This window comes from Novosphingobium sp. BL-S-24 (genome assembly GCF_055521575.1).
The window spans coordinates 33,993-47,947 of record NZ_JBVFVM010000003.1 but is presented as its reverse complement, the minus strand read 5'-3'; the positions used below and the strand labels follow the sequence as shown (position 1 = coordinate 47,947).

Below are 13,955 nucleotides of genomic sequence, written 5' to 3'. Positions count from 1 at the left end.
CCGGTCCCACACAAACAAAGCCAGCGCAGGCAGGAAATGTGACGAGGTGAAACTGGCGACAAAGGCCGGACCTATCTGACCGAGGATCGGGGGTTTGATCGCGCCAGCTAAACGGGATCAAGGGGATCGGGACGCACAAGTTTTCAACTCAAAATGATGTGAGTAAAAACTCTGATAATCAGGGTTCCTCTTCAATTGGCATTAGTGAAAGATACCACGTAAACCGCCACATGGTTATGCGAGGCAGGTGGGTTTAACCCAAGGCATGATCCAGAATGCCTCTCCCATCCAATTGATCATACCCCGTCGCTTTGGCGATGCCCGTGGCTGGTTCACCGAAGTCTATTCCGAACCCGTCTTCACGGCTTTGGGTATTGATTGCCACTTTGTTCAGGACAATCACTCACTGTCCGTTGCTCCTTTCACTCTGAGGGGCCTCCATTTCCAGACGCCGCCTTTCGGTCAAAGCAAGTTGGTACGCTGCATTCGCGGACGTATTCTTGACGTCGTGGTGGATGTCAGAAAAGGCTCGCCCACCTATGGTCAGTGGGTTGGGGCGGAACTGTCAGCTGAGAACGGGAACCAGCTCTATATTCCCGTTGGCTTCGCGCATGGGTTTCTCACGCTCGAGCCGGATTGTGAAATCAGCTACAAATGCTCCAGCACCTACGCGCCCAAGCATGATCATGGGATTTCCTGGGACGATCCCGACATCGGCATCGATTGGCCAATCCCCGATGGTGTGACACCCGAGCTTTCAGCCAAAGATGCGGCGCAACCTCGCCTTGCTGATTTCGACAGCCCTTTTTTCTATGACGGTCGTCCGCTCGTTGGATCGATCGAGGGCTGCCGAGCATGCGTGTAATCGTTACCGGAGGAGCGGGCTTCATCGGATCGGCTCTCGTTCGCCATCTCGTACTGAACAAAGGCTACGACGTCCTTATCATCGATGCGCTGACATACGCAGGGTGCAAAGCCTCTTTGAAGGCCGTAGAGCGCAGTGAAAACCACCATTTTCTAAACGCGGACATCTGCGACAGGCCAGCAATGGACGCCGCGATTTCGCAGTTTCGCCCAGATCGCATCATGCACCTGGCCGCCGAGAGCCACGTGGATCGCTCGATCACCGGCGCGGCGGATTTCATCCAGACGAACGTGGTGGGCACCTTCAGCTTGCTAGAGTCTGCCCGGGCTTACTGGAATGGACTGGGCCGCTCTGCAAAAGAGGCATTTCGCTTTCTCCACGTCTCGACCGACGAAGTCTATGGATCACTCGGTGACGAGGGGCTGTTTACAGAGACGACCTCATACGATCCCAGCTCACCTTACTCCGCTTCGAAAGCCGCTTCGGACCATCTCGCAAAAGCCTGGAACCGGACCTATGGGCTGCCGGTGGTGGTGTCGAACTGCTCGAACAATTACGGACCTTACCATTTCCCCGAAAAGCTGATCCCGCTGACCATTCTCAACGCGCTCGAAGGGCGTCCGCTGCCCGTCTACGGCATGGGCGAAAACGTGCGGGACTGGCTGTTCGTCGATGATCACGCCCGCGCGCTCGATACGATAGCCGAGCGCGGCCGGGTTGGGGAAACCTATAACGTCGGTGGACGCAACGAGCGCCGCAATGTCGATGTCGTGCGCCGAATCTGCGGGCTGCTCGACCAGCTGATGCCCGGCCACACACCTCGAGAAAGCCTGATCGAGTTCGTCACAGACCGACCAGGGCATGACGCTCGCTACGCCATCGACGCAACGAAACTTGAGGCCGAACTGGGCTGGCACGCGCGCGAAACCTTCGACACAGGCATCGAAAAGACCGTCCGCTGGTATCTCGATAACGAATGGTGGTGGCGCCCGCTGCGCGACCGCTACGACGGCGCGCGTCTGGGACTGTCCGACGTCGCGCTGGCGGGCGCCAAGGTCGCGGCATGAGGATCGTCGTCACCGGCAAAGTCGGGCAGGTCGCCACCAGCCTGATCGAGCGGGGCAGCGCGGCAGGACACGTGATTATTGCTTTGGGGCGACCAGAACTGGACCTGACCGACCCTGCCAGTGTGAAGCGTGCGATTGCGACGGCTGAGCCGGAGGTGGTAGTGTCAGCGGCTGCCTACACAGCCGTCGATAAGGCCGAGGCGGGAAGCCCGCTGGCATATGCCGTCAATGCCGCCGGAGCCAATGCGGTCGCGCAGGTTGCTGCATCCCTTGGGGTGCCGCTGGTTCACCTATCGACCGACTATGTTTTCGACGGCAGGCTTGAGCGACCCTATCTCGAAACCGATACGACAGGCCCTGCCAGCGTCTACGGCGCGTCCAAACTAGCAGGCGAAAAGGCCGTGCTGGCAGCGCATGGCCGCAACAGTGCGATCTTGAGGACGGCTTGGGTCTATAGCCCGTTCGGCGGAAATTTCGTGAAGACCATGATGCGTCTGGCTCAGGATCGGCATGAAGTGTCCGTCGTTGCGGACCAGATCGGCAACCCGACCAACGCGCTCGATATCGCCGATGGCATTTTGAAGGTAGCGCAGAACCTTGTTGCAAATTCCGACCCGCAGCTTCGCGGAGTATTCCACATGGCCGCTCGGGGAGAGGCGTCGTGGGCGGATTTCGCGGAAGCCATATTCGGCACATTCGCTGAATTGGGTGGCCCGTCTGCAAGCGTGCGGCGCATAGCCACGGCGGATTATCCGACCACTGCAACCCGCCCCGCAAACTCACGGCTCGATTGCGATCTCCTACGTCAAAGACACGGGATGGTGCTTCCTGATTGGCGAGCTGCGCTGCCTGACGTGGTTTGTCGATTACCCATGCCGGCTTGTGCAGCTCTGTGAAAGGAACGTGACGTGAAAGGCATCATCCTTGCGGGCGGTAGCGGCACCAGGCTCTACCCAATGACGCTGGCGACCTCGAAGCAGCTCATGTCGGTCTACGATAAGCCAATGATCTACTATCCGCTGACCACGCTGATGCTGGCGGGAATCCGGGAAGTTCTGATCATCTCGACCCCCCGCGATCTGCCTTCTTTCCAGCTGTTGCTGGGCGACGGTTCGCAGTGGGGCATGAGCTTGGAATATGCCGAGCAACCCAGCCCCGACGGTCTAGCCCAAGCCTATGTTATCGGGGCGGACTTCGTTGCGGGAGAACGATCTGCCCTGATCCTCGGCGACAACATTTATTACGGGCATGGCCTGCCGGAATTGCTGAACCGGGCAGGCCATCGCAAAAACGGCGCCAATGTCTTCGCCTATCACGTCAAAGATCCGGAGCGCTATGGCGTGGTCGCATTTGACGAAGCCATGAAGGCTGTCTCGATTGAGGAAAAACCCAAAGATCCACGTTCCAACTGGGCGGTGACGGGCCTCTATTTTTACGATGAACAGGTAGTGGACATCGCCGCCGATCTTCGTCCCTCCCCACGGGGGGAATTGGAAATCACCGACCTCAACCGGATCTACCTGGAGCGGGATCAGCTATCGGTCGAGATCATGGGCCGGGGTTACGCCTGGCTGGATACCGGAACGCCTGACAGCATGCTCGATGCAGCCGAATTCGTCCGGTTACTTGAGAAACGACAGGGCTTCAAGATTGCCAGCCCGGAAGAAATCTCTTTCCGCCAGGGATTTATCGGGGCGGCCGAGATGGAAGCGTCTATCCGTAAGCTGGGCAAATCGGATTACGCTCATTATCTGCGCGGTGTTCTGGAAAATCCCGATTTTGGAAACAACTCGCCGGAGATTTCGGCCCAAGTCATTTTCATGACAGATGCAAAGGCAGCTTTAGCAAATCAGGTGGCTTGAGCAGTCTATGTGGGGTGGATCATTTATCTACTTCTAAGCAATCACCATAATCTGTGAAGGACCCATATCTCCATATTAGCCCCCTACTCCCCGATCGGGCTTTCACCATGCTTGCGCAGCACGTCATTGAAGGCTTCGGCCATCAGCGATTGCAGGCTTCGGCCCTGACGCCGCGCCAGCATGTGCATAGCGAAGCTCATTTCGGGGGTGAAGAAGCCTGCGATCTGCTTACGGCCTATGCGGCTTTCCGGCCGGGTAGAGACGGCACCTTCTTCTTGCTGAACCGGGGCTAGGGCTTCTTCGGCAGCGGTCGGTTTTGGGGCCGCTGTGCGTAGGTTGGCGAAACTGGGCTTGCGGCTCATGCGGGGATCTTTCGATAGCGGGGTGGCGCCATGTCTAATTGTCGACACGTCCACTTATATAGGTCGCGAATTTCGTCGGCCGCACGTCCTGCGGGATCGGCTTCCGTCACGGTGCGCCCTTCAGCGCTGGCGTGGCGATAGGCGGCGCGGTCAGGGAGGATAACCGGGCAAGCCGGTGTACCGTAGCTGTCGACCAGCTCGCTCGCCTCAGCATAGATGCGCGGTGCGTTGGGTGGGCCTGCGGTGAAGACGACGAAGGCTGGTTTGCGCAATAGCTGCACCAGCTTTGCCGTTGTCTGGATCGCGGCCAGGTCGAACGCACTCGGTCGGCATGGGATCAACACAAGATCGGCAACTTCGACGGCTGCCCGAGCTGCGCTGTCGGCATGTGGCGGCGTGTCGATAACGACGAACTCCGCGCCTTGAGTGTGCGCAGCAGCTACTTTGGCGGCAAGCCGGGGCGGCGGGCTGTCAATTACTTCGGGAGGTTGATCCTGTCTCCACGCAGCCCACTGGCTTGCGGTCGCCTGCGGATCGGTATCAACGATCAGGGCGACACGGCCTGCATCTTGGGCGATCGTCGCCAAGTGAAGGGCCAAAGTGGTTTTTCCAGCCCCGCCTTTCTGACTGATGACCGCAACGGTTTTTGGGATGTTGGACATGAACACCTCCATACGTGTCTACACGTTGTCTTGTCGATATGTAAGATCGCCAATTTCTTGGCTTCCGCAAACGATGAAGCGTGCGATCAAGCAATGCCGAAATGACCTGATCCCCTTGGGAGCACTGCGGCGGCGTAGCCGACGCTTGGACGTTGCAGATTGTGAGTTCGGTGGGTGTGATATCGGACTTTGCGTTTAATCGCCGTCAGGCGGACTATGTCGGCCGACTAGGCCGACGCTATTTATGCTTGAATAATATAATTGGGTTAGCGGTTCAGACTGTTTTTGAGACTCGCACGAAGACACACTATTTTCACGGTCGAGAGCGGCTCCCAGTTTGGCGAGAACACGGCCTAATGCCCCGCCTATAACCGTTTCAGCCAGTTCCCGGCAGGTGAGGCTGCGCTGCATTGCTTCAAGCTGCTCGGCCTGCTCCGTTTGGCGGTACGCGGCGTCATCAGGGATCGGCGATGGGGCCATCCAACGCGGGAGATGCTGCAGAAGCCCCTTGGGCGTAACCGGGCGATAGGCGTTGGATGTCTGGGCATAGCGCGGCCCCTCCCCTTCCACACGCTTGAAACGTCGTTGCCGAACCAGAAAACCGGCTTGTTCCAGCGCAAAAAGCGCTCGCGCTACGGTAGCGCGGCCGAGCGCTGTCGCCTGGGACAAACGATCATAGCTGGGAAACACGCGGCCAGCATTGAGGCGAGCCAACGTGCAGATTTCCTCGAATACACGTACAGCGCTGGCAGTCATGCCGGTAAGCGCCGCTTCGGCAGGCGATAGCGCCCTCCCCTCGGCACGCACGGCGCGCTTTAGACGCCGTCCCGCATCGAGCGCACCCCGGGCCATGCGCAGAAGACGATCGGTTTCACCTTTGACAGGCACGGCGAAAAACTGCTCTTCGAAGGTGCCTGCCTCGATGCTGTCGCGGCGTACAGGCGCCCCTGTGCGATGCAAAGCACCACTGTGAGCAGTCCGCCGCCGGGACTGGACTCCTGATCCCACACGGCCAAGCGCCATCGCTGTCGCCTCACCCAGGGTAAGCGTACTCATCTTCCTTCCCCCTCAGGGGCCGGGACGCAGGCAAAAAGAGGGCGTGGCGCGAAACGCGCATCCTTGAACGGGATCAAGTTCTGGGGTATCAGGAGGGAACGTACTGGTATTTTACGTTCCGGATCGACGTTTGGCGACGTCGCTCCATCTACCCTTTTAGGATGCCCGGCCTCGTGCCGGGCTTTCTTTTATGGGGTCACGCGGCCACCTTTATTCCTGTTACCGGCCCCATGCCGGCAGCGTGGCGGCATTGTCGCAGATTAAACCCAACATCAAAAGCGCTTACGGTTCGTGCTTTCGAGTAGGAAATGCAGAAAAAGTTCGTGCTTTCGAGTAGGAAATGGCCATTCCATTCGTGCTTTCGAGTAGGAAATGGCGTTGCAGTTCGTGCTTTCGAGTAGAAATTACGATCCGAAGAAGGTGCTCAACCGGAAAGGCCTTCATCTGATTCGCGTGATTCGCCTGTGTCAGCGCTACCTTCTTCCAAATCGTCCGGATCGGTAGGCCTTCGAGTGATGATCACATTGATCGACGCCGCTTTGCGCCCTCGCGTGCGGGTGGCTTCCGCCGGCGCTTCGGCTTCTACCAATTCGACGTCATAGTCCGGGATCGTGCCGGTTCCGGCAACCTGCCTGAGCGCGGTGCGGAAGTTGGAAAGCGGATTCTGGTAGCCGATCTGCCGACGAAACGTCTCCAGGTCGATCTGCAGTTCCTGGCCGGGAGCATCGGGGCCACTGGCCCGCGCAACCTCGTAGATCCGCCGCTCGATGGGGCCGAGCTGGAAGTACGTCGATGCATAGTCCAACACCTGCCGATCGCGCAGGATTGCGCGGTACAGCCAGTCACACAGCCGCACCTGGACTGCTTTCAGCCGCTTTTCCCCGCTGCGTGTCTTGGAATAATGCAGGCGGGCCTCTGAGAGCCACGAGAAGAAGCCCTCCTCCCCTTCCCCGCCAGCCTCGATGTTGGTCTTGATCTGCGTACCCTGCAGCCGCTCCAGAGCATCAGAGAGGCGTTTGTACGACCTGGCTGACTGGTTCGACCCGGTGACTGTGAACAAGTCATGCGCGGTGAAGACGAAATCCTGGCTGACCTGCTCTCCCGCATCGAGCTTCGCTGACATGAGGCTGGCGATGTAGAGGACGATTTCTTTATCGTAGATGGTGGCGACGCCATTGGCCGATGGGCGCACCTCGATCGAGACAGGGCCGTGATGGTAGGAAACCGGCTTCATCCAGGCACTTTTAGCCAGCGCAAAGAACGGAAATGCCATGAGAGACCGCTCGCCACGGATCTCCCCCAACAACGGGCTGTCGAGCTGGAACAGATCGCGCTGGGATATATCGGTACGGCGCGAAACGGCGGTTTTCCGGGGTTTTTTCGGTTCGGATGACGTCATGTTGGATTTCCTACTCGAAAGCACGAACTTTAGGGAGGAAAAGCCGGTTCGCCGTGGGGGAAGAGCGGTAGAATGTGTTGGATTCGTGCTTTCGAGTAGAAATACACGCATCCCGTGAAATGGCCTTCTTCATAGACTTCTATACAAGTTGATTATTAGACGTGTCTACATGTCTGAAGGTCGATCTCGGGCTGTAATAGGCCGCAAGCGAACGCCCAGACTGATGACGAAAGGCCAGAACAGCGTGTTGCCCACATCGGTCAGCGTGTCCTGCACCCGCATGCCGTAATGAAGGTAATCGAGAAGCTCATTGCCGAATTCGGCAACAACGACAGCCGCGAAGGGTATGAAGGTTGCAAGCGAACGACCGGTCACCAGACGCACAAGCAAAAGGATCGCCAGACCCGCGTGAATATGAAGGATCGCATCGGGCAGGCCGGTGCCGTCGCCGATCCACATGATCCAGTCGTGATAGATGCCAGGAATGTCCATGTCTTGGCCATGCCGATCCATACAGCGAACGCAAGCCATAGATCGACATCTTGCCAGATGTATCATTGTCTACATGTCTTCGAATAGACACGTCGGTATTGGTTGCCATAACTTTTGCCCAAGCGCAGGTAGGGCCGGGGTCAGGGAGTTTGCAGGCCATATAATCATACATGTCTACACGTATGATAGTCTACTAGTATCCATGTATAGCCACCTTACCGCCTGGGTTTGGTGGTGAGCAATCATATCGCACGCCAGTCCGTAAGGACGAAGGCAGGCTCATGATCGCGAAACAAGATAATCAGGTCGAGCAGGGGCGATTACGCTTCCCGCTCGCTTGCCGGGAAATGTCGGTAGAATGTCGAAAGGCCGACCTGGAGCAGCTTCGCCACTTTGGCGGGTTTGTCTCCTGCGGCGAGCAGTTTGCGGGCAGTGTCGATCTTGTCGGGAGTCAGCGCCGGCTTTCGGCCGCTGCCGATGCCGCCTTTCTTTCGGGCCGCAGCGAGGCCCGCCACGGTCCGTTCCTTTATCAACTCGCGCTCCATTTCAGCGACGGAGGCGAGGATATGGAAGAGGAGGCGCCCAGACGCGGTAGAGGTGTCGAAGCCATCCGTCAGCGACCGGAAATCAATACCCCGCGCGGACAGGTCCGCCGCCAACGCGATCAGCCCCTGGATCGAGCGGCCGAGCCGGTCGAGCTTCCAAATTACCAGTGTATCGCCAGCGCGCGCGAAGGCCAGAGCCTCGGCCAAGCCGGGTCGATCACTTTTCGCGCCACTGGCTTTGTCTGTGAACACTTTGTCACATCCGGCCTTGGTCAGGGCGTCGGTCTGAAGCGACAAATCCTGGTCGGCTGTCGAAACACGCGCGTACCCGATCAGCATTTTCCCGTTATCCCATTAAATTCGATAATTTCGGGAATCTTAAATCGGGAACAGATTTTGGGAAAGCGAAATCCGCTTACGACCTTCAGCGAGGGCAGGGCGTGCGCATTCCCGCTGGACGGTCGTTTTCGGGAAAGTGCTCTGCTCACAAAATGCGCCATTAAAGTGCGCGATCTGCCAGACACGCTAAAATGCACCAATCAGATTACCGTATGACATAAAATGCATTTATTGTCACTTGCTGCATCTGATGACATACCCACTATCCAGTGCTATTTCTGTATTCCAAATTCGTAATGGAGGTTGGGGCCAAATGTCCTTGCAAGTGAACATCACGCCCAATGGCCGAATGAGTCTGCCCGTGGGGATCCGCAAACGTCTCGGCCTCGAAGCCGGTGGCGCGGTGCTCATCGAAGAAACGAGTGACGGCGTGGTGCTGCGAACCGTGGCCCAAGCGGTTGCCCGCGCCCAGGCGATCGCTAAGAAATACGCCGATCATCCCGATGCCTCGGTCGATACCTTCATCGCTGGACGGCGCGAGGACAGTGGCCAGTGACGACAGCGGTTCTTGATGCATCTGCAATCATCGCGCTGCTAAAAGGCGAGCGTGGCGCAAGCAAGGTGGCTGGCGTTATCGGTGAGGCGGCGGTCGGCGTGTTCAACCAGGCCGAAGTCGTTAGCCATTTCGCCCACCTTGGCGCGCCATTGGACGAAATCCGCGCGATGCTGGGCGCTTTGCCTTACACCGTCATACCCGCTGACGAGACACTAGCCTGGGAGGCCGGGGCATTGCGCGCCGCCACCAGTCCAGCGGGCCTGTCGCTTGGCGATCGCTTCTGCCTGGCGCTGGCCAAGCAACTCAACGTGCCCGCCTATACCGCCGATCGAGCGTGGAAAGACCTAGCCTCCGCCGTGGGCGCGAAGGTGGTTATAGTCCGCTAGCATATCGAAGAAGCGACGGTCCGTTCAGTCTGCCTCTTTTGGTCGCTTCATCCTTGGTGAAAGGGCTAGCCCACAACTTCTAGGTAAGATAAAGTGGGCTAACTTAGCTAAGGGCTCTTTTATGCAGGTCACTGTTCATGCGGCAAAGACCAATCTCTCCAAGTTGATTGAGGCTGCTCTCGCAGGTGAAGAGGTGGTTATCGCCAAGGGGAAGCAGCCCATGGTCAAGCTCGTTCCTTTTCCGCGCGGTCGGTTCAAGATCGGTGTCCTCAAGGGTCAAATCATCGGTACCGGGCCGGATTTCTTAGAGCCTATGGATGATGAGGACCTGGCGCTTTGGGAGGGCGGCAGCGAGTGAAGCATATCCTGCTCGACACGCACGCCTGGGTATGGTCGCTGACGGCGGATGTGCGTTTGTCTGCCGCCGCCATCGCTACGATGGAACAGGCCGAAACGGTGTCGATCAGTGCTATCAGTCTGTTCGAGATCGGTCAGAAAGTCCGGTTGGGAGAATGGCCGGAAATGGCCCCCTTCCTTGATCGCCTGATCCCACTGGCAGAAGAGCAGGGCGGGCGTCTGATCGAGGTGTCACCAGAAGCCAGCCTGTTCGCTTCGACGATGGATTGGAGCCACCGTAATCCCTTCGACCGCATCATTGCGGCGACGGCGATCACAAGAGGGATGGCGCTGGTTTCGACCGATGCCGCGTTCCATTCTCTGACGGGGATGCCGAAATGGCCGGGTCTCGTTTGGTGACAGGGCTCACAAAGACAGCCTACCGACTTTCGGTTTAACGGCACCTGCCACGTGGGCGGCCCGTTCCGCTCTTGAGGGGGCGCCATGTTGCGGCGCAGTAGATTTGCCGCTAACGGGGCGGCATTCGCATGGACCCGGTGCAATTCCGGGTGGCTATTCCGGCCGCCGATCCGCCGGACAACGCACTTCGCACCCTGATATCACGCCGCTTCTCGAAGACGGCGCTGCTGCGATTTCTGCGGAATAATATATCAATGAACATCACACCCTTGGCCCGGTATCGTGCTGAATGGTTCAGCGGCGCCGGTGGCGCGCGCCGCGATGTGCTGGCCGGTATGGTCGGCACTTTCGCCCTCATTCCTGAGGTGATCGCCTTTTCCTTCGTCGCCGGAATCGATCCCGAGGTCGGCCTGTTCGCGTCGTTCGTGATCGGGATCGTCATCGCGATCGCTGGTGGCCGACCAGCGATGATCTCCGGCGCTGCCGGTTCGGTCGCGCTGGTCGTGGCCGCTCTGGTTCACAGCCATGGCCTTCAGTATCTGCTCGCTGCGACGATCCTGGCCGGTATCCTTCAGATCGTTTTCGGCCTGCTCAAGCTCGACGTCCTGCTGCGGTTCGTGTCACGGTCTGTCCGGACGGGCTTTGTAAATGCCTTGGCGATCCTCATCTTTTCCGCGCAGGTGCCGCAGATGCTGGGCGTGACCTGGCACACCTACATGATGATCGCTGGCGGTCTGGGGATCATCTACCTGTGGCCCCGCCTGACGACGGCCATCCCGTCACCGCTCATCTGCATCGTGATCCTGACGCTGATCAGCGTCGCGTTCCCGATGCCGGTCCACACCGTCGCTGATCTCGGCCGCTTGCCTACGTCGCTCCCTTCGTTCCACCTGCCCGACTTTCCGCTCACCCTTGAAGCGTTCCGGGTTGTGGCACCTTACGCTTTCGCCATGGCGGCGGTGGGCCTGCTGGAATCGATGATGACCGCGAGTGTGGTCGATGACCTGACCGAGACGACGAGTTCAAAGGCGCGCGAGTGCACAGGCCTTGGCCTTGCCAACGTTGCGGCCGGCTTTTTCGGAGGCATCGCGGGGTGCGGCATGATCGGCCAGACCGTAGGCAATGTGCGGTACGGGGGCAGGGGGCGCCTCTCAACCCTTGTGGCCGGTGTTTTCCTGCTGGTCGTCATGGTTCCGCTGCGCCCATGGATCGCTCAGGTCCCCGTCGCGGCGCTCGTCGCGATCATGATCATGGTGTCGATCAGCACGTTCTCCTGGAGTTCGCTGACGGATCTGGCCCGGCATCCCAAGGTCTCCGGGGTCGTCATGCTGGCCACGGTGGCGGTGACGGTCGCGACGCACGACCTGTCTGCCGGGGTCGCGGTCGGCGTGCTGCTTAGCGGCGTGTTCTTCGCCTTCAAGGTGACGAAACTCATGCGCGTCGAAGAAGACCTAGATCCTCTGACCGACACGCGGACCTACACGGTCTCCGGCCAGATCTTCTTCGCCAGCGCCGAGATTTTCGCGGACCGCTTCGATCTGCGCGACACGACGCAAAACGTGCGGATCGACCTTACCGCAGCCCATCTGTGGGACATCACCGCGGTGGGCGCCCTGGAGGAAGTCGTCACGAAGATGCGCCGCCATGGTATGCGGGTGGAACTGATCGGCCTCAACCAAGCCAGCGCGATACTCGTAGATCGGCACGCACCGCTGGTTCGCGAGGCGGCGGGGTGACACCTTTCATCGGTCGGACCCAATGTTTGACGGATGTTTCCCCGGGGAAACATTCGGCCCCGAAGGCTCGGAATGCGACGGGAATGTCAGGATCTCTCTGCTCGGCAAGTTATGCAATATTCGTAGAAGCGCTACTCTAAGGTCCTGAAAAATTCCCGTTCAGGAATTAATTGCACAAATTCGTCGTAGCGTCATAGATTTTTCCCGTTCGGGAATATTGTATTTGCAATAGACTTTTGATGGCTATAATTTCCCGCTCGGTAAAACCGGGGAGCGAATTCGTGCAAAACGCCACAGACATTGGCAGCCTAATCCGCGCCGAGCGTAAGGCGCAGGGGCTTCGGCAAGACGAGTTGGCGGCGGCCAGCGGCGTCGGCCTGCGCTTTCTGGTTGAGCTGGAGCGCGGCAAGGACACCGTGCAGCTGGGAAAGGTCCTCGCCGTGCTGGCCGCACTGGGCTGTTCGCTGGAGATCGCACGACCGGGGGCGGAGGGCGCATGAGCCTGCCGGTGGTCGATCGCCTGACGGTCTGGTGGAACACGCGCGTCGCGGGCGAACTCGTGATCGACCGGGGTGGGGCGATGCACTTCACCTATGCGCCAGAGTGGCTGGCAGACCCCGCCGCGCCGCCGCTGTCGCAGGCGATGCCCCGGCGCGAGGAGTCTTATGCCGATGGCGTGTGCAAGGCCGTGTTCGGCGGCCTGCTGCCCGAGGAAGGCCAGCGCACCGCCGTCGCCGCCGCGCTTGGCGTTTCGCCCGACAATCCGTTCCGGCTGCTGCAGGCGCTGGGCGGCGATGTCGCAGGGGCGCTCGCGTTCCTGCCGGACGGGGAAGTGCCGCCCGCGCCCGACCTTGCCCACTCCGCGCAGGCGCTGGACGAGGCGGCGCTAGCGGCGCTGCTCGACCGCCTGCCGCGCGTGCCGATGCTGGCGGGGGAGGGCGGCGCGCGCCTCAGCCTTGCAGGCGCCCAAGGCAAGCTGCCGGTGGTGCTGGTCGATGGCGCAGTGGCTGTGCCACGCCCCGGCGAACCGTCCACGCACCTTATCAAGCCCGAGCCCGCGCGCTTCCCGGGCCTTGCCGCGAACGAGGCGTTCTGTCTTGCGCTTGCCCGCGCGATCGGGCTGGACGCAGCACATGGCGAATGGCGGGCGGCACAGGGCAGGGCGTTCCTTCTCGTCGAACGCTACGACCGCACGGCAGGAGACGGCGCGACCCGGCGGCTGCATCAGGAGGACTTCGCGCAAGCTCTGGGCGTCCCCTCCAACCGCAAGTACGCGGCGGAGGGCGGGCCGACGTTCCGCGACTCTTTCGCCCTGCTGCGCCGCGCTGCCACCCGCCCCGCGCGCGAAGTGCTGAAGCTGGCGGACGCGGCGCTGTTCAACGTGATCGTCGGCAACGCCGATGCCCACGCCAAGAACTTTAGCCTGCTGCGCCGCGATGGAGGGGGCCGGGCAGGCGGAGAGGTGGTGCTGGCCCCCCTCTACGACCTGGTGGCGACGCGGGTGTGGGATGAACTCTCACCCCGCCTGGCGATGCGTTTCGGCGGCGCGGCGACACTGGAAGAGATCGACGCCGAGAGCTTCACGCGCTTCGCCGCCGACGCCGGTTTGACCGCCCCCTACCTGCGCCGCCGCGCCTTGGCGCTGGCCCGCGCGGTGGAGGCTGCAATCGCGGCAGGCGTGACGGTGACGGGCCTCGCCCCCACCGCCACGATGGACCTCGCCACCGCCACCGCCGACCGCGCCCAGCGGCTTGCCCTGAAGGCAGGGTGAGGCCGACAGGGCGGTTGGGAGCACTAACCCGGCAATCGCATTGCCACACCCCTGGTCGCCGCAGCGGTCACCAACCGTTTGCCTTGGTGGCGAAGGTAGAG

At 60.1% G+C, this 13,955-nt stretch carries 17 protein-coding genes and 1 other annotated feature; of the genes, 11 read left to right on the top strand and 6 right to left on the bottom strand.

The annotated features are described in order from the left end of the window. Positions 1-265 precede the first annotated feature (265 nt). From rfbC to rfbA, 4 genes are read left to right on the top strand one after another with little or no spacing between them, the layout of a single operon-like run. On the top strand, positions 266-865 hold the full coding sequence (gene rfbC, locus ACZ1JM_RS18680; protein ID WP_465135179.1) for a dTDP-4-dehydrorhamnose 3,5-epimerase: 600 nt from the start codon (positions 266-268) through the stop codon (positions 863-865). Then, positions 856-1,932 (top strand): dTDP-glucose 4,6-dehydratase, encoded by a 1,077-nt coding sequence (gene rfbB, locus ACZ1JM_RS18675; RefSeq protein ID WP_465135157.1) that lies wholly within the window; start codon positions 856-858, stop codon positions 1,930-1,932. The genes rfbC and rfbB overlap by 10 nt, the downstream gene beginning before the upstream one ends. After that, entirely contained in the window at positions 1,929-2,828 is a 900-nt protein-coding gene (gene rfbD, locus ACZ1JM_RS18670; protein WP_465135156.1) for a dTDP-4-dehydrorhamnose reductase, read from the top strand. The genes rfbB and rfbD overlap by 4 nt, the downstream gene beginning before the upstream one ends. A 12-nt stretch (positions 2,829-2,840) precedes the next feature. After that, positions 2,841-3,794: a glucose-1-phosphate thymidylyltransferase RfbA gene (gene rfbA / locus ACZ1JM_RS18665; protein WP_465135155.1), complete on the top strand. Its 954-nt coding sequence runs from the start codon at positions 2,841-2,843 to the stop codon at positions 3,792-3,794. An 83-nt stretch (positions 3,795-3,877) separates the two neighbouring features. On the opposite strand, the gene ACZ1JM_RS18660 is transcribed toward rfbA, so the two are convergent. The 6 genes from ACZ1JM_RS18660 to ACZ1JM_RS18635 form a co-directional block, all read right to left on the bottom strand. Beyond that, positions 3,878-4,156 (bottom strand): ribbon-helix-helix domain-containing protein, encoded by a 279-nt coding sequence (locus ACZ1JM_RS18660; RefSeq protein ID WP_465135154.1) that lies wholly within the window; start codon positions 4,154-4,156, stop codon positions 3,878-3,880. Then, on the bottom strand, positions 4,153-4,818 hold the full coding sequence (gene parA / locus ACZ1JM_RS18655; RefSeq protein ID WP_465135153.1) for a ParA family partition ATPase: 666 nt from the start codon (positions 4,816-4,818) through the stop codon (positions 4,153-4,155). The genes ACZ1JM_RS18660 and parA overlap by 4 nt, the downstream gene beginning before the upstream one ends. 195 nt (positions 4,819-5,013) lie before the next feature. After that, positions 5,014-5,874 (bottom strand): helix-turn-helix domain-containing protein, encoded by an 861-nt coding sequence (locus ACZ1JM_RS18650; RefSeq protein ID WP_465135152.1) that lies wholly within the window; start codon positions 5,872-5,874, stop codon positions 5,014-5,016. Positions 5,875-6,298: 424 nt separating this feature from the next. After that, positions 6,299-7,273, bottom strand: a complete 975-nt coding sequence (locus tag ACZ1JM_RS18645; RefSeq protein WP_465135151.1) for a replication initiator protein A — start codon at positions 7,271-7,273, stop codon at positions 6,299-6,301. A 165-nt stretch (positions 7,274-7,438) separates the two neighbouring features. Next, on the bottom strand, positions 7,439-7,765 hold the full coding sequence (locus ACZ1JM_RS18640) for a hypothetical protein (protein WP_465135150.1): 327 nt from the start codon (positions 7,763-7,765) through the stop codon (positions 7,439-7,441). Between the two features lie 320 nt (positions 7,766-8,085). Then, positions 8,086-8,649: a recombinase family protein gene (locus ACZ1JM_RS18635; RefSeq protein ID WP_465135149.1), complete on the bottom strand. Its 564-nt coding sequence runs from the start codon at positions 8,647-8,649 to the stop codon at positions 8,086-8,088. Between the two features lie 313 nt (positions 8,650-8,962). Between ACZ1JM_RS18635 and ACZ1JM_RS18630 the strand changes: the two genes are divergently transcribed. The 7 genes from ACZ1JM_RS18630 (at position 8,963) to ACZ1JM_RS18600 (ending at position 13,854) form a co-directional block, all read left to right on the top strand. Further along, entirely contained in the window at positions 8,963-9,205 is a 243-nt protein-coding gene (locus tag ACZ1JM_RS18630) for an AbrB/MazE/SpoVT family DNA-binding domain-containing protein (protein WP_465135148.1), read from the top strand. Beyond that, entirely contained in the window at positions 9,202-9,591 is a 390-nt protein-coding gene (locus tag ACZ1JM_RS18625) for a type II toxin-antitoxin system VapC family toxin (protein WP_465135147.1), read from the top strand. The genes ACZ1JM_RS18630 and ACZ1JM_RS18625 overlap by 4 nt, the downstream gene beginning before the upstream one ends. Positions 9,592-9,712: 121 nt before the next feature. Then, positions 9,713-9,949 carry a type II toxin-antitoxin system Phd/YefM family antitoxin gene (locus tag ACZ1JM_RS18620; protein WP_465135146.1) on the top strand — a complete coding sequence of 79 codons (237 nt, stop codon included), beginning with the start codon at positions 9,713-9,715 and terminating at the stop codon, positions 9,947-9,949. Beyond that, complete coding sequence (locus ACZ1JM_RS18615) at positions 9,946-10,347, top strand: type II toxin-antitoxin system VapC family toxin (RefSeq protein ID WP_465135145.1); 402 nt, start codon at positions 9,946-9,948, stop codon at positions 10,345-10,347. Before ACZ1JM_RS18620 ends, ACZ1JM_RS18615 begins: the two co-directional genes overlap by 4 nt. 127 nt (positions 10,348-10,474) lie before the next feature. Beyond that, positions 10,475-10,530: a sequence feature (sul1 is cis-regulatory element that is thought to sense ions involved in sulfur or methionine metabolism; They are found in Alphaproteobacteria), on the top strand. Between the two features lie 71 nt (positions 10,531-10,601). Then, on the top strand, positions 10,602-12,083 hold the full coding sequence (locus ACZ1JM_RS18610) for a SulP family inorganic anion transporter (RefSeq protein WP_465135144.1): 1,482 nt from the start codon (positions 10,602-10,604) through the stop codon (positions 12,081-12,083). 239 nt (positions 12,084-12,322) lie between these two features. Next, the gene (locus tag ACZ1JM_RS18605) at positions 12,323-12,583 is read left to right on the top strand and encodes a helix-turn-helix transcriptional regulator (RefSeq protein ID WP_465135143.1); all 261 of its coding nucleotides are present in this window, start codon (positions 12,323-12,325) and stop codon (positions 12,581-12,583) included. Continuing rightward, on the top strand, positions 12,580-13,854 hold the full coding sequence (locus tag ACZ1JM_RS18600; protein WP_465135142.1) for a HipA domain-containing protein: 1,275 nt from the start codon (positions 12,580-12,582) through the stop codon (positions 13,852-13,854). Before ACZ1JM_RS18605 ends, ACZ1JM_RS18600 begins: the two co-directional genes overlap by 4 nt. The last annotated feature ends 101 nt before the right edge of the window (positions 13,855-13,955 follow it).

Coding starts and splice junctions, on each gene's coding strand:
- ACZ1JM_RS18645 (WP_465135151.1), bottom strand. CDS start 7,273: ATGACGTCATCCGAACCGAAAAAACCCCGGAAAACCGCCGTTTCGCGC.
- rfbB (WP_465135157.1), top strand. CDS start 856: ATGCGTGTAATCGTTACCGGAGGAGCGGGCTTCATCGGATCGGCTCTC.
- ACZ1JM_RS18605 (WP_465135143.1), top strand. CDS start 12,323: ATGGCTATAATTTCCCGCTCGGTAAAACCGGGGAGCGAATTCGTGCAA.
- parA (WP_465135153.1), bottom strand. CDS start 4,818: ATGTCCAACATCCCAAAAACCGTTGCGGTCATCAGTCAGAAAGGCGGG.
- ACZ1JM_RS18610 (WP_465135144.1), top strand. CDS start 10,602: ATGAACATCACACCCTTGGCCCGGTATCGTGCTGAATGGTTCAGCGGC.
- rfbD (WP_465135156.1), top strand. CDS start 1,929: ATGAGGATCGTCGTCACCGGCAAAGTCGGGCAGGTCGCCACCAGCCTG.
- ACZ1JM_RS18635 (WP_465135149.1), bottom strand. CDS start 8,649: ATGCTGATCGGGTACGCGCGTGTTTCGACAGCCGACCAGGATTTGTCG.
- ACZ1JM_RS18640 (WP_465135150.1), bottom strand. CDS start 7,765: ATGGACATTCCTGGCATCTATCACGACTGGATCATGTGGATCGGCGAC.
- ACZ1JM_RS18630 (WP_465135148.1), top strand. CDS start 8,963: ATGTCCTTGCAAGTGAACATCACGCCCAATGGCCGAATGAGTCTGCCC.
- ACZ1JM_RS18600 (WP_465135142.1), top strand. CDS start 12,580: ATGAGCCTGCCGGTGGTCGATCGCCTGACGGTCTGGTGGAACACGCGC.
- rfbC (WP_465135179.1), top strand. CDS start 266: ATGATCCAGAATGCCTCTCCCATCCAATTGATCATACCCCGTCGCTTT.
- ACZ1JM_RS18620 (WP_465135146.1), top strand. CDS start 9,713: ATGCAGGTCACTGTTCATGCGGCAAAGACCAATCTCTCCAAGTTGATT.
- ACZ1JM_RS18660 (WP_465135154.1), bottom strand. CDS start 4,156: ATGAGCCGCAAGCCCAGTTTCGCCAACCTACGCACAGCGGCCCCAAAA.
- ACZ1JM_RS18650 (WP_465135152.1), bottom strand. CDS start 5,874: ATGAGTACGCTTACCCTGGGTGAGGCGACAGCGATGGCGCTTGGCCGT.